The 12,886-nt window shown below is 62.2% G+C and carries 14 protein-coding genes; 10 read left to right on the top strand and 4 right to left on the bottom strand.

Going from position 1 to position 12,886, the window contains the following annotated elements:
• Positions 1–4: 4 nt before the first annotated feature.
• The gene (locus HAP47_RS10295) at positions 5–748 is read right to left on the bottom strand and encodes an outer membrane protein (RefSeq protein WP_173638345.1); all 744 of its coding nucleotides are present in this window, start codon (positions 746–748) and stop codon (positions 5–7) included.
• A 61-nt stretch (positions 749–809) separates the two neighbouring features.
• On the bottom strand, positions 810–2,444 hold the full coding sequence (locus tag HAP47_RS10290) for an outer membrane beta-barrel protein (RefSeq protein WP_173638346.1): 1,635 nt from the start codon (positions 2,442–2,444) through the stop codon (positions 810–812).
• A 418-nt stretch (positions 2,445–2,862) separates the two neighbouring features.
• Here HAP47_RS10290 and HAP47_RS10285 point away from each other — a divergent pair, with 418 nt between their 5' ends.
• The 7 genes from HAP47_RS10285 to HAP47_RS10260 all read left to right on the top strand — a co-directional run bounded on the left by HAP47_RS10285 (position 2,863) and on the right by HAP47_RS10260 (position 8,247).
• A complete protein-coding gene (locus tag HAP47_RS10285) occupies positions 2,863–3,465 on the top strand; it encodes a hypothetical protein (RefSeq protein WP_173638347.1) in 603 nt (200 codons plus the stop codon).
• Positions 3,466–3,808: 343 nt separating this feature from the next.
• A complete protein-coding gene (locus HAP47_RS10280; protein ID WP_173638348.1) occupies positions 3,809–5,437 on the top strand; it encodes a sensor histidine kinase in 1,629 nt (542 codons plus the stop codon).
• Positions 5,430–6,143: a response regulator gene (locus HAP47_RS10275; RefSeq protein ID WP_173638349.1), complete on the top strand. Its 714-nt coding sequence runs from the start codon at positions 5,430–5,432 to the stop codon at positions 6,141–6,143. The genes HAP47_RS10280 and HAP47_RS10275 overlap by 8 nt, the downstream gene beginning before the upstream one ends.
• Positions 6,144–6,229: 86 nt before the next feature.
• Positions 6,230–6,355: a hypothetical protein gene (locus HAP47_RS41295; RefSeq protein ID WP_256460102.1), complete on the top strand. Its 126-nt coding sequence runs from the start codon at positions 6,230–6,232 to the stop codon at positions 6,353–6,355.
• 104 nt (positions 6,356–6,459) lie between these two features.
• The gene (locus HAP47_RS10270; protein ID WP_173638350.1) at positions 6,460–7,326 is read left to right on the top strand and encodes a S1C family serine protease; all 867 of its coding nucleotides are present in this window, start codon (positions 6,460–6,462) and stop codon (positions 7,324–7,326) included.
• Positions 7,323–7,697, top strand: a complete 375-nt coding sequence (locus tag HAP47_RS10265; RefSeq protein ID WP_173638351.1) for a response regulator transcription factor — start codon at positions 7,323–7,325, stop codon at positions 7,695–7,697. The genes HAP47_RS10270 and HAP47_RS10265 overlap by 4 nt, the downstream gene beginning before the upstream one ends.
• A gap of 337 nt (positions 7,698–8,034) precedes the next feature.
• Positions 8,035–8,247 carry a hypothetical protein gene (locus HAP47_RS10260; RefSeq protein WP_173638352.1) on the top strand — a complete coding sequence of 71 codons (213 nt, stop codon included), beginning with the start codon at positions 8,035–8,037 and terminating at the stop codon, positions 8,245–8,247.
• Between the two features lie 200 nt (positions 8,248–8,447).
• On the opposite strand, the gene HAP47_RS10255 is transcribed toward HAP47_RS10260, so the two are convergent.
• Both HAP47_RS10255 and HAP47_RS10250 read right to left on the bottom strand, forming a co-directional pair.
• Positions 8,448–8,750 (bottom strand): HdeA/HdeB family chaperone, encoded by a 303-nt coding sequence (locus HAP47_RS10255; protein WP_173638353.1) that lies wholly within the window; start codon positions 8,748–8,750, stop codon positions 8,448–8,450.
• A gap of 9 nt (positions 8,751–8,759) precedes the next feature.
• On the bottom strand, positions 8,760–9,053 hold the full coding sequence (locus tag HAP47_RS10250; RefSeq protein WP_173638354.1) for an HdeA/HdeB family chaperone: 294 nt from the start codon (positions 9,051–9,053) through the stop codon (positions 8,760–8,762).
• 939 nt (positions 9,054–9,992) lie between these two features.
• Here HAP47_RS10250 and HAP47_RS10245 point away from each other — a divergent pair.
• The 3 genes from HAP47_RS10245 (at position 9,993) to HAP47_RS10235 (ending at position 12,655) form a co-directional block, all read left to right on the top strand.
• Positions 9,993–10,223 (top strand): hypothetical protein, encoded by a 231-nt coding sequence (locus tag HAP47_RS10245; RefSeq protein WP_173638355.1) that lies wholly within the window; start codon positions 9,993–9,995, stop codon positions 10,221–10,223.
• A gap of 179 nt (positions 10,224–10,402) precedes the next feature.
• Complete coding sequence (locus HAP47_RS10240; protein WP_173638356.1) at positions 10,403–10,747, top strand: hypothetical protein; 345 nt, start codon at positions 10,403–10,405, stop codon at positions 10,745–10,747.
• Between the two features lie 489 nt (positions 10,748–11,236).
• Positions 11,237–12,655 carry a M20 family metallopeptidase gene (locus tag HAP47_RS10235; protein ID WP_173638357.1) on the top strand — a complete coding sequence of 473 codons (1,419 nt, stop codon included), beginning with the start codon at positions 11,237–11,239 and terminating at the stop codon, positions 12,653–12,655.
• Positions 12,656–12,886 lie beyond the last annotated feature (231 nt).

The following is a 12,886-nucleotide window of genomic DNA, read 5'->3' as shown; positions in this document are numbered from 1 at the left end:
TGCTTCAGTACTTCGCGACGACTGGCCCGCCGAACTTGTAGTCGAGACCTACCGTCACGACGGAAAACGTGCTGTCGACGGAGTAGGGAATCTGGCCGTTCAGCGGCGCAGCGCGCTCGTACCGGCCGAAGTCGTAATAGCGATACTCGAACTTGCCGATCAGGTTGTTGGTGATCGCATAGGCGATACCGCCGCCCGCGGTCAGACCGCTTCGGTTGGCGTTGAACTGATCGACACCGAACACCGGATCGGTGTTGGTGTGCTGGAGCTCGCCATAAGCCCAGCCGCCGGTGAAGAAAAGCAGCAAGCGGTCGACCGCAATGCCGCCGCGCGCCCGGAGGGTGAAGCCGTCGCGGAGACTGGTCGCATCAACCGAGCCGATCGGCAAGGTGCCGGCGTTGAACTGGTCGACATCGCTGCCCTTGATGCCGGACCAGAAGCCGTCGGCTTCCACGCCGACCACGATACTCCCGCTCTGGACGTTGTAGCCTATCTCGCCGCCCGCGATGCCTCCAGTGGAGGAATAGTTGATCGTGTAGTTGGCAAAGCCGGCCGGCCCGATTGCGTTGTTGAGATTGTGGTTGCCGTACCCCCCGCCACCGAACACGCCGACATAGAAGCCGGACCAGTCGTATTCCGGCGCCGCGATCGCAGGCGCCTTGGTGTAGAGCGGCAGGTCCGCACTCCTTGCCGGAGAGGCGAGCAGCAGCGCTCCGAGCGCTGCGGTGGTGAACAGAACGTGCTTCATTGTGAATCTCCTGGTTTCTGATGAGGACGCCACGCGATCTCCTTGTGGCGCCGCCTGCGGATCAGAAGTGAATGATGATGTCGGCCGAACCGATCAGCGCGAAATTCTTGGTCGGGGCGATGCCGAGATTGGAATTGCCGTTGAACGCATTCGCATCCAGCGACCTGTAGTAGGAGACCTCGGGCCGGATCTCGATCTGCGGCGAGAACCAGTGCTGCCAGCCGATGCCGGTCTCGACGTAACGCGTCTTCACGCCGGTACGCTGACCCTGCTTGTCGTCGTAGAACTCGATGCGATACGAGATGTTGTCGAGCGGCGACGCCTTGTAGTTCAGGTAAGCGAGATAGGTCTGCACCGACGCCGTGCAGGCGAACACCGTCGCGCTGCTGCACTGGGCGAGGCCAGGCGCATTGAACGGCAGGTATTGCGGCGAAAACGGCGTGCCGCCCGCGGCGAACGCGGCCATCGCAGCCGGATTGTTGGCATTCAGCACATTGTTCTGATGCAGATTGTAGGTCTCGAACGAGATGTGCCACTGGTCGTTGAACTTGTGATACGCCGTCAGGCCGTACCATTGCAGGTTGTTGTAGCCCCAGGTGCCGCTGTTGATCGCGTCGGCGACGACGTAGACGCTGTCGTTGCCGGAATCGCTGGTCCAGCGCACGCCGCCGGTGACGCTCGGTATCGCGCCCGGGTCCTTCAGCATGGTGGTGCCGGGGAACAGCGGATTTGGGAACGGGTTGGCGATTTTGGCGCCGGCGTTCCACGGCATGGTGTCGCTGCCGACCGACACGCCCAGCTGCAGCATCCAGTTCTTGGTGACCGCGAGCGTGCTCTGCAGACCCGTGTTGGTGTAGTTGTCGAACGTATACGTCATCGAGTGCGTATACATGTAGTTGTTCGGCGCGAGCTGCGCCTCGATGTCGGGGATCGAGATGAAGCGGCCGAACCGCAGCAGGAGGCCTTCCGCGATCTGCGGAATGAAGACTTCGCCGTAGGCCATCGGCAGGTCGTAGCCGTAGTTCTTGTTCTGGTTCAGGAGCTGATTGCTCCAGAGACCATAGGCGGTCGTGTAGCGATAGTTCTCGCCGTAGATCGGCGCGAGACGGAAGCCCCAGTCGACGTGATCCTTCTGGACGGTGTCGGGCAGGCGCTCGATGTAGACGACTGCCTGGTCGAGCTGGACCGTGTTCGGGTTATAGTCGTAGGCGGCCGGCGCGTTGCCGCCGCGAACCGTGTTGGAGCTCAGATTGCCGCCGGCATTGATCCAGCCATAGACCTGGATGTGCGCATCGTTCATCCACTGTCCGGCAGGCGTGTTGCCGAGCGCCGCCATCAAGGGACTGTCGATCGAGCTCGGCCTCGTCACGCCGATGCTGGTCGAGCCGCCATACGGCCATTCCGTGAACGGCATTGGCGGTGTGCTCTGTGGGGTCGTCGGCCAGCCGTCGCGGCGGGACGGCGGCGCTTTCGGATCCGACGGCGCGGCGTCGTGGCCCCACTCGAGCCGATAATAGTTGACGAAGCGCGAGAAGAAGTCGCTGCCGAGATAACCGTCGAGGCACGAATAATTTTTGTAAGGATCGCAGGCGGCGGCGGGCGCCTTCAACAGCGGCGGATTGGCGTCCGCTGCGTGGGCCGCGTTGAACAGGCTCACCGCCGCCAACGATACGCCCGCCAAAAACAGTCTCTTCATGATTTTTGCCCCAGGATATTGCTACCGACGCTTCGAGCGTTGTCGCGTGTAACGTCTGCGTCATCATTCGTGGGGCGTTGAGAAAAAGGCGATACGGGTCTCCTCGCGCTTTCATTAAGATAAAATATCCGAAACATTCGTCGCCGCGTCGTTTGCTCGCAGAAGCATCAATTGCTCGCGCACCGGCTCAAGGACCCGGCGGAAATCTTGACGTTTTGCGACATTCGCTCGTTGCATTGCGATAGATTTCCAAAACTCTGTGTCATTTCCGCCATAGCTCTGCCAGCATCCGAACTGCGCGCTATTTTATTGCTATGCGGATCGCCCTGGATCGAGATCGAAGATATACGCGCCTCGTGGCTAAGCTCTCTGCATCGAGCGAATCCTTCGCATCGAGTGCAATGGAGCGCTGCGCGTCGTGGCGAATGTGACGAATAGTGCGAACGGCGTCGCTCTCACCGGCGAGATCAACGACGTCGATCTTGGCTTTCTGCCGGTCGATCTCACGGCACAGTGCCGCAACCTGATCGAGAGCTATCACGACATTCATGGCTACGCCTGCCTGCCGGACATGCTGTGGCGAGCCCGGCTCGGGCCGTTCATCGAGCGGCATCACGAGTTCAGGCAGCGGCTGCGCAAGGCTTCGACGACCCGAAGCGCCAAGAAGTCCAACCAGGGTTTCGTCGAGATCGCGACGGCGATCCTGTCGCTGGAGATTCTGGCAAGCAGCTTTGCGGGCTGGACCGCACTCTATCCGGAGGCCGGTGCGAGCGCGCATGCGGTCCTGAAGCGGCAATCCGGCGGCTCGCAGACGCCGCTGATGGATTTTTATCTCTACCCGCCGAAATATGTCAGTTCGGCCGCGATCGCCAAGCTGACCCCGCCGCGGACGAACCAGACGGGCGAATTCAGCCTCTACCGCACGTCGAAGCCGGAGCTTGCCGGAGAGCGGCTGGCGCTCGGCTATGTCAGCGAGATGTTGCAGAAATCGGATGATGCCGCCCTGCTTGAGCAGCACTGAAGGTGCTTCGCGCCGCCGTCTTGTACTGCTATTCGATCCATGCGGCGGCGACGGCAATCGCGGGTCTCGCGTTTCGACTATTTCTTTTATATTTCTCGCCCGCATCAACAACATGGATTTTCTATCCGTTCTTGGGCAATGCTCGGATCGCTGGGTAGTTGGTGACATCGGAGCAGCAGCCGACGGTCGAACGTTGAAGCATTCGCGAGGGCACACGCCGTCCTGACGGCGCCTGCCCCGTGTCTTCAGCGCTCACATCGGATGTTGCGGGGGCGGATTTCGTACAGGCCGAAGCGGCCGTGACGAGGATCTTCCGGTGTCGTGCTCTGCGAAGGCAAAATCCTTGATCTATTCCCTGCCCCTGTTTCAACGGCTCGCGGATATCCATGCGCGCCGCGCGGAAGCGGAGCACGTGTTCGCGCCGGGGTTCGAAGCGAAGCCGCAATTGGTCATGTGGACCGACGTCCTGCCCCTGCTGTGGTCGGTCGGATCGATCGGCGTCGTCACAGCGCTGCTGTTTGCGCTCAATGAGCCCATCGCCGCGAACCTGGTGCCAATCGCCTATCTGATCCCCATCATCTATGCGGCCACCCGATGGGGGATCTGGTCGGGCACGCTGGCATCGCTGACCGCGATCGCCGCAGCCGACTTCTTCTTTTTCACACCGCTCTACAGCCTTCGGGTCGACAGTCCGCAGGAGGCGATCGATCTCCTCGTCTTCCTCGTCGTCGCACTGGTGAGCAGCAATCTGGCGTCGCGCCTGCAACAGGAGACCGAACGGCTGCGGCGCCGCGAGCGGGAGATCCAGCACCTCTACGAATTCTCCAAACGCCTGGCCGCCTGCTTCACCATCTCCGATCTGATCGACGCCGTCAGTCACTATCTGGCCCATACGCTCGGCCAGCGGGCTGCATTGTTTGTCGCGTCCGCGGGAGGTCATTTCGAATCCCCGCCGGAATTGGGAGCCGCTCCGCCGGCCGTGCAGGAGAGCGTGGCGGCGATGACGGCGACGGTCGGCATAACAGATCGCAGCGTCATCGATGAATCGACCCAGGAGGTGTGGCTGCTCCGTGCCGTCGGATCGAAGACCGTGGTGCACGGCGTCATCGCCATCAATGCCGGACGCGGTACGCACGAGGCGATCAGGATGCGCACACGCCGGATCGAGGCGGTGCTGGAGGAGGTCTCGCTGACGCTGCAACGGCTCGACATCGGCAAGGCGATGGACGACGCCAGGATGCATCTGCAGGCCGAACTGTTGCGGGACGCCTTCCATGGCACACTCTCGCATGAACTCTGCTCGCCGCTCGCCGCCATCCAGGGATCGGTGAGCGTCATGCACGCGATGCCGGCCGTCAGCGCCGACGAACGGCTGCGTTCGCTGGTCGAGGTGGTTTCGGACGAGGTCGCGCGGCTCGACGGCCACATCCGCAATCTCCTGAATGCGACGCGCGTCACGGCCGGCGGGCTGACACCTCGTCTCGAATGGTCGGACCCGCGCGACATCGTCAACGCCGCCGTCAAGGCGCGTGCGCCGCGGCTGGCGGCGCACCGCGTCGAGATCGGATTTGACGACGATCTCCCACTGCTCAACGTCGATTCCGGCCTGGTCGCGGAGGCCTGTGGCCAGCTGCTCGAGAACGCCGCCAAATACTCCCCGTCCGGGTCGACGATCTCGGTGCAAACCCGGCACGTCGCCGGGCGTGTCGTGATGTCGATCATCGACCAGGGGGTTGGCGTCACGCCGGACGAACAGCGCCACCTCGGCCGCAAGTCGTTCCGCAGCCCGCGGCACCAGGCGAGCGTCCCCGGCTCCGGGCTCGGCTTCTGGATCGCATCGACCTTCGTCAGGGCACATGACGGCACCGTCGAAGTCGCGAGCCGCGGCCACGGCCTTGGGACGACGGCATCGATCTTGCTACCGGCACGGCAGACCACGGATTCAGATTTGGTGACCTGCGACGATGAGTAAGCCGCGTAACCTCGTCCTGCTGATCGATGACGAACCAAAGATCCGCCGCTTCCTGCGCGCCGGCTTCGAGATTCACGGCTTCTCCGTGGTCGAGGCCGAGAACGCCGCCGACGGGTTGAAGATCGCGACCTTCAATGCGCCCGACCTTGTGATCCTCGATCTCGGTCTGCCGGACCTGCATGGCAGCGAGACGCTGGAGCGGCTGCGTTCCTGGTCCAACGTTCCGGTGATCGTGCTCTCCGTCGAATCCAACGAGGACGAGAAGGTCCGCCTGCTGCAGGCCGGTGCCGATGACTATGTCGTCAAGCCGTTCGGCATGGCCGAGTTGCTGGCGCGCAGCGACGCGGCGTTGCGCCGCTATTTCAAGAGCGCCACCGAGAATCCGGTCGTCGTCGCCGGGCCGCTGTCGGTCGATCTCGTCAGCCGGACCGTCTCGCTCAACCAGGCCAGGATCAAGCTGACGCGGAAGGAGTACCGCCTGTTGCACGTACTTGCCGTACATATCGGCCTGGTGGTGACGCACGATCAGCTGCTGAAAGAGATCTGGACCGGCAACCAGCGCGACAATATCCAGTATCTGCGCATCCTGGTGCGCAAGCTGCGCCAGAAGATCGAGGTCGACCCCAACCAGCCTCGCCTGCTGGTAACGGAGTCCGGGGTAGGCTATCGGCTGGAAAACCGCCTGGAGACCAGCGTGGCGGGCTAACGTCTCCAACGCCCGCCGGCCGGCGTATATACAAAAATAATATATTTCCGACCGAGAAAGCCTTAGCGTGCCGGGAAAAGGGGCACGTGGTGCAGTTCCTGGTTCAACCGTTTCACTTCCTCGGCTTCGAGGGTCAGAACTGGATGCTGATCGTGGTCGCGCTCGTCGCCGGCTTCGCCCTGCTCGGCTGGAGAACCCGCGACCGGAGCTGAGCGGTCCGGGCTCCGCGGACGTTCCGCGTCCCGGCCCTGCCCATCCGGCCAGTTTCACCGCCGGCCGCAACATCCCAGATTGGGGGAAGCCAACGGAGTTTCCCATGACCGAACCGACCCCACTCGCCTCGCTGTCGTCAGCCCTTTCCGAGACTATTGCACGCGCTGCGCCTGCGATCGTCTCCGTGCATTCGCATCGCGCGCGCGCCTCCGGCTTTGTCTGGAAGACCGGCCTGATCGTCACTGCGGACGAAGCGCTCGCCGACGAGGGCGAGATCGAAATCCAGTTTGCCGACGGCAGCCGCAGGCAAGCCACCGTCGCCGGACGCGACCACACCACCGACGTCGCGCTGCTGCGCGTCGAGGGCGACGTCGCGCCGATCAGGCTGTCGAGCGAAATCCCCGCGCTCGGATCGCTCGCGGTGGTCGTCGCGGCCGACCGCGGCGCGCCGATCGCGCGGCTCGGCATGGTCTCCCGGTCCGGCGCCGCATGGCGCAGCCTGCGCGGCGGCGAGATCGACGCGCGGATCGAGCTCGACGTCCGGCTGCGGCACAGCCAGCAGGGCGGGCTGGCGCTGAATGCCGCGGGCGTGCCGTTCGGCATGGCGGTGCTCGGCCCGCGCCGCGTGCTGACGATCCCTGCCGCGACCATCGAGCGGGTCGCAGCCCAGCTCGAGAAGAGCGGCCGCATCGCGCGCGGATATCTCGGCGTCGGGCTGCAGCCGGTCCGTCTCGACGACGGCCTCGGCGCAATGGTGATGAATGTCGACAAGGCCGGCCCCGCAGCCGCCGCCGGCATCCGCCAGGGCGACGTGATCATTGCCGTCAACGGCGAGAGGCTGTCGGGCGTGCGGGCGCTGTCGCGCGGCCTTGGGCCGCAGAGCGTCGGCAGCGTCGTCGAGCTCACCGTCCATCGCGGCGGCGAGCCGTTGAACTTCAAGGTGACGGTCTGCGAAAGGCCCGAGACGTGAGCAGTGAGCCTGCCTCCGACATCATCATCGCACTCGAGATCGACGACCCCGCCCTCGCCGACCGGCTGGCGACGCTGCTCGGCAGCATCGCAGGCCTGCGGCTTGCCGCGCCGGGCGAACAGGCGACGGCGACGATCGTCGCACGCAACCGGGACACCGCGGGCGGCAGTGACTTCGAGCTGACGCCGCGCGAGCTGGACGTGCTGGTGCTGCTGGCCGAAGGCGCATCCAACAAGATGATCGCGCAACGGCTCGGAATTTCGGTCCACACCGCCAAGTTTCATGTCGGCTCCCTGCTCGACAAGCTCGACGCCACCGGCCGCACCGACGCCGTCGCGCATGCGGCCCGGCGCGGGGTGATCAATTTGTGAGGTCGGGACGTACAAGGTTGATTCGGGCGGATTGAGACCTATCCCTCCGTCGTCCTGGCGAAAGCAAGGAGCACCGCATTCGATGCTGAACCGAACTGTGGCCCCAGCGTCGCACACCAATTGAGATTTGGGGTAATGGGTCCTGGCTTTCGCCAGGACGACGATGAGGATGGTTCTCGATTCAAGGATCGCGCAACCACTGGACAACGACCCCCAACTCGGTGATTGCAGAAGATTCCGTGATGCGGACGCCTGGACCAATTGTGTAGGTAGTCGTCCGGATACAGACGCCTCCTCGATCTGGTTATGCAATCTTCAGCCAACAAGAAGAAGCGGCATGAAGAAGCTGATCGATCGTCACCGGGACATTCAATACACGCTCACCAACATCGAACCCGACCTCTGGAGCTGGTCATTCGAAATTAACGGCAAGATGAGGCAGGGCACCACGCGCGCGCGGCTCGGCCTGCTGGCGCAGCGGCGGGTTTGCACGCTGATCGATCGCGAATTGAAAAGCGCGGAACGCGCAAAGCCGAAAGAGCCTGACTAGGGTCTGCACGCGTCAACGCGCAGAAGTTCGGCCTCAAGGCCAAGCGGAAATGCTTGGGTCGGTGAGGGCAATACCGATTTTTCCCCAGGGACACTAACGACACCATGGGATCGCCACTTCATCGGCCTTCATGCAGCCGCATGATCTGGCGACCTCGCATGACCGCGAAAGCGGGCGTCGGACGAATTGTCATCCGCCGCTTAGTGCCAGGTCCTCTGCATAGCGCTCATAACGGTTTCGCTTTTGTGCGATTTGCAATAGTTGCCGACGACCTTTCGATTTCGTTCGACGTATCGAAAATCGAGCATGTTTAGATTCTTCGACGCGCTGAAGTAACCGCCCATCCAGGAGCCAATCAGAACCTGCCTGTCGAGGTCGGCTTCGAGCAACTGCTTGCAGGTGATGAGAGACATGTCCAATACAACTTGCGCTCTCGCAGGACCAGCCGGCAAGAGCACGACGCACCAACAGAGTACCGCTATAAAATTCAGTCTTCTCAGCATTTTTACCCTCTACTGCCCGGTCGTTGCGCGCTGCAGACCCGCCATGACCGTTTGGGTGGGATTAACTGCGCACCATGATTTCACGTTCGAGACGTTGCGCCGGTACGCGTCCACATCGATCCACGTGTAACCTTTCTTCTGATTGAACCAGCCGCTCATCCAGGCGGAGAAACTTGCCGATTGCGACTCGGGCAGGGCCAGATACTCAGCACAGGTGACGCGTGACATATCGATCATGACCTGTGCTTGCGCGATCGACGAATACATTGTCGCCGCCGTCAGGCAGAATGCGAATATTTTCATGAACTAAGCCCCACCAATACAATTGTCGCGACTACGCCGGGCGCAATCCGGCGTCCCTCGGGAGCAAGTTACGGGGTTCCTCCGAGGTTGTTCGTTGATGCAGATCAAGACCGGCGACGATTTTTCGAGAGGGAACCATTTTGCTAGAATCTCTGCCCCTATCCCGAAGACATTGACGTTGTATCCCTCTTTTCCACCACCCAGTATTCCATAACCGTCAGCGGCGCGACCTGCCGTCGGTCAATTTAGGATCAATGGCCAAGCGTAGGCCACCGCGAGGGTGGCCAGGGTGCGGCAGCGCCGCGTGCTGGCTGACCAGATGCCGATAGGGCAGCGCCGCTGTCCAAAAGGCGAAAATTTTCACTCGAAGAGTGTTGATTAGAGTCAAGCTCACGCTCGGGTGAGCTGGGATCGTTATTGGCCAGAACTAAGGAGGCTCACATGAATAATCAGTCTGGGATGATTTCGCGCCGCGGTGCAATTTCGCTGCTTGGACTTACCGCTGCGCTGAGCGCTATGGTCCCGGCGATGGTGCTATCTGCATCAGAAGCGGAGGCTCAGACCGTGGGGATGGAGCGCCGCCAAGAACGGCGCGCAGGTCGGCACGAACGTCGCGAATCGAGGCGTACCCGACGCCATGAGAGGCGTGAGACTCGGCGTGGTGGAGGCGAACCGGCGCCGACTGGGACCGCGCCCGCCGGGTCGAAGTAGTCTGGACCAGACTGTTGATCGAGCGGTTGACTTTCCCGTCACAATGGTCGGCTGGTGGCGCTGCAGTTGCTTGCGCCCAGTGTGAGTGAAGTTCGCGACGGCTGCGATTCATCGCAGCCCAATGCGGCGAGCAATCCGAAAGCAACGATCGACGTAGCCGAGTAATTCTCGTGGCATTGGCGAGACAGCGTACAGAATGAGAAGGAACTATTTGAAGGGAGAAAGGCCATGCGCTGGATCTATTTGGCCGTGATTGTTCTATTCGCCCTCGTGACTTTGATCTTCGCGATGCAAAATCTCGAAGTCGTTACCGTGTCTTTCCTTGGCTTCAAGGGATCCACGCGTCTCGCCATACTCGCGATTTTCGTTTACATCCTCGGTGCATTCACGGGAGGTAGTTTGTTGGCCCTGCTGCGGCGATCTTACGAGAGGTCGCAATGGACGATGGGTAGTTCCTGACGATGCGGGTTGGATGATACTCTGGTTGCTCGCACCCCGTTGCGACTCGCAGTTCGAAGCGGGGTGCGCTTGAGGGGCCGACGAAGCGCTCTCCGTGCTTTCTTCATATTACACTCAATGATCCCGCTCGAGCAGAACGAGATCAGTTCTTTCATGTTGCGCTCCACGAGGAGGAGAGAATGAACCGCCCGCTGCTAATGATGATTATTCTACTCGTTGGGATGTTCGAGGCTCGCGCCGATCCTCAAGCTGTGCAGTGCTCGTCCTACTACATTTCGGAAATCAATCTTATATCGACAGCCGATGCCGAGGCTGGACACGTTCAGACCTATGTCGGGTTCGGTACTTCAAAAGAAGAGGCGGAGAAGAGCGCCTTGGGCTGGTGCTCACATATCAGATTCGATCTTGAGACTTGCTTGAACTCGGACCGTATGACGGGTCGCAACTCCCCTTCTCAGGGAGGCGACAATTCGTTGCATCTGAAGTACATGAAAGCCGTCAGGCGTATCACCGGCTGCAGTTAGACTGCGTTTGCGGTCATGAATTCGGGCCGGCGATGCAGCGGGCGGACCACATCATTCACCGACACGAAGGTGCGTGCAGCGCGCCCGCTACGCCCGAGCAAGCGTCGGCATAGATCACGAACTGGTGGCCCGATTTTCTCGGCAGCAGAGACGGAATTGCATCATGCATGGTCGGACCACGTCCTCGCGAGCCGCATCATAGAGGAAGGCGGACTGATCGCTCAAGGTAGACATGCGCACGCAAGGTTGCAGCCGGCCTCTGCGGCAGACAAGTTTCTCTACACACCTAGACGTGACGCTACGGAAAAGCTGGTCTGCCGGCACCCGCTAGGCGGCGGCGCGCCAAGCTGCTAGCCTTTTGTGCTTCAGATTGGCCAAAGCGCGATGAATCGTCATCGCACTTTGGCTCATTGTTAGGGCATGATCTTTTCGGAAGACCGCTTCACACTATTCCGGATCATGCTCCAGCGAGCCAAGGGACCGAAGCAAATGGACAACCGTAGTGACGTCTGGCGCGGCGTCGACACCATCAAGCCGCGTTTCATCGAATTGAGCGACCGGGTCTGGGCGATGCCCGAGGTCTGCTACACCGAGGCGCGCTCATCCGCCGAACATCTGGCCGAGCTGCGCCACCAGGGTTTTCGCATCACCGAGAACCTCGCCGACATTCCGACCGCGGTGATGGGCGAATGGGGCGAGGGCGGCCCGGTCATCGCCTTCCTCGGCGAATATGACGCCCTGCCCGGCCTCAGCCAGGAGGCTGGCGTTGCCGAACCTCGTCCGGTCGAGAGCGGCGGCCACGGCCATGGCTGCGGCCACAATCTGCTCGGCTCCTCCGCGCTGCTCGCGGCCACCGCGGTGAAGGACTGGCTCGCCGCCAACAAGGTGCCGGGCCGGGTGCGCTATTACGGCTGTCCGGCCGAGGAAGGCGGCGCGGCAAAGGCTTTCATGGTGCGCAGTGGCGCGTTCGAGGACGCCGACATCGCCATCACCTGGCATCCGCACAGTTTCTGGGAGGTGGCGGTGACGCCGTCGCTCGCCAACACCCGTGCCGATTTCATCTTCACTGGCCGGACCTCGCATGCGGCGGCCTCGCCGCATCTCGGCCGCAGCGCGCTCGATGCGGTGGAATTGATGAATGTCGGCGTCAACTACATGCGCGAGCACATGCCGAGCGATGCCCGGGTGCACTATGCGCTGCTCGACACCGGCGGGATTGCACCCAATGTTGTGCAGGCCCATGCCCGCGTGCGCTACTCGATCCGCGCCCGCGACCTGCCCGGCATGAACGAGCTGGTCGAGCGCGTGCACAAGATCGCGCAGGGCGCAGCCCTGATGACCGAGACCAGGATGGAGATGAAGATCATCTCCGCGGTCTCCAACATCCTGCCCAACACCCCGCTGGAGCAGACCCTGCACCGGATCATGGAAGATCTCGGCCCGCCGCATTTCGACGATGCCGACAAGGATTTCGCCGGCAAGATCCGCGCGACCCTGACCGACAAGGACATCGCCTCGGTCTACTATGCGATCGGCATGGAGCCGACCGACCGGCCGCTGGCCGATTTCCTGGTCCCGATCGACGCCAGGCGCAATCCGCTGATCGGCTCGACCGATGTCGGTGACGTCAGCTGGGTGGTGCCGACGGTGCAGGTCCATGCACCGACGGTTGCAATCGGCACCCCGTTCCACACCTGGCAGGTTGTGGCGCAGGGCAAGACGCCGGCCGCGCACAAGGCGATGGTGCAGGCCGCCAAGGCGATGGCCGGCCTCGGCGTCAAGGCGCTGATGGAGCCGGAGCTGATCGCGGCCGCCAAGGCCGACCTCAAGAAGCGGACCACCCGGACGCCCTATGTCAGTCCGCTGCCGGCGAATGTTGCACCGCCGTTGGACATGTCGGTCGCCTGACCGCCGCATCTGCAGCCGGGCCTGCGCGTCGATGCGAGGCCCGGCCAGCGCCTATGCTGATCCGATTGGATCGGAGCGGGGCCTCTGGATTTTTGCTTTGACGCGGTTTCGTCGCGCGAACCGGCATCCGCTTCGCTCGAAAACGCGCGCGCGTGACAAAAAAGCATCTCGGAACAAAGGATAACGAACAAATTTTCCGCACTGCGAGGCGCGCGCAGGCGCGCTTTGGCA

This window comes from Bradyrhizobium sp. 41S5, from assembly GCF_011516665.3.
Taxonomy (GTDB): Bacteria; Pseudomonadota; Alphaproteobacteria; order Rhizobiales; family Xanthobacteraceae; genus Bradyrhizobium; species Bradyrhizobium quebecense.
This window is presented reverse-complemented; position numbering and strand designations above follow the sequence as displayed.

Bases quoted from the DNA above. Each gene is read 5' to 3' on its own strand.
- HAP47_RS10295 (WP_173638345.1), bottom strand. From the start codon at position 748: ATGAAGCACGTTCTGTTCACCACCGCAGCGCTCGGAGCGCTGCTGCTC.
- HAP47_RS10290 (WP_173638346.1), bottom strand. From the start codon at position 2,444: ATGAAGAGACTGTTTTTGGCGGGCGTATCGTTGGCGGCGGTGAGCCTG.
- HAP47_RS10275 (WP_173638349.1), top strand. From the start codon at position 5,430: ATGAGTAAGCCGCGTAACCTCGTCCTGCTGATCGATGACGAACCAAAG.
- HAP47_RS10270 (WP_173638350.1), top strand. From the start codon at position 6,460: ATGACCGAACCGACCCCACTCGCCTCGCTGTCGTCAGCCCTTTCCGAG.
- HAP47_RS10260 (WP_173638352.1), top strand. From the start codon at position 8,035: ATGAAGAAGCTGATCGATCGTCACCGGGACATTCAATACACGCTCACC.
- HAP47_RS10255 (WP_173638353.1), bottom strand. From the start codon at position 8,750: ATGCTGAGAAGACTGAATTTTATAGCGGTACTCTGTTGGTGCGTCGTG.
- HAP47_RS10250 (WP_173638354.1), bottom strand. From the start codon at position 9,053: ATGAAAATATTCGCATTCTGCCTGACGGCGGCGACAATGTATTCGTCG.
- HAP47_RS10245 (WP_173638355.1), top strand. From the start codon at position 9,993: ATGCGCTGGATCTATTTGGCCGTGATTGTTCTATTCGCCCTCGTGACT.
- HAP47_RS10240 (WP_173638356.1), top strand. From the start codon at position 10,403: ATGAACCGCCCGCTGCTAATGATGATTATTCTACTCGTTGGGATGTTC.
- HAP47_RS10235 (WP_173638357.1), top strand. From the start codon at position 11,237: ATGGACAACCGTAGTGACGTCTGGCGCGGCGTCGACACCATCAAGCCG.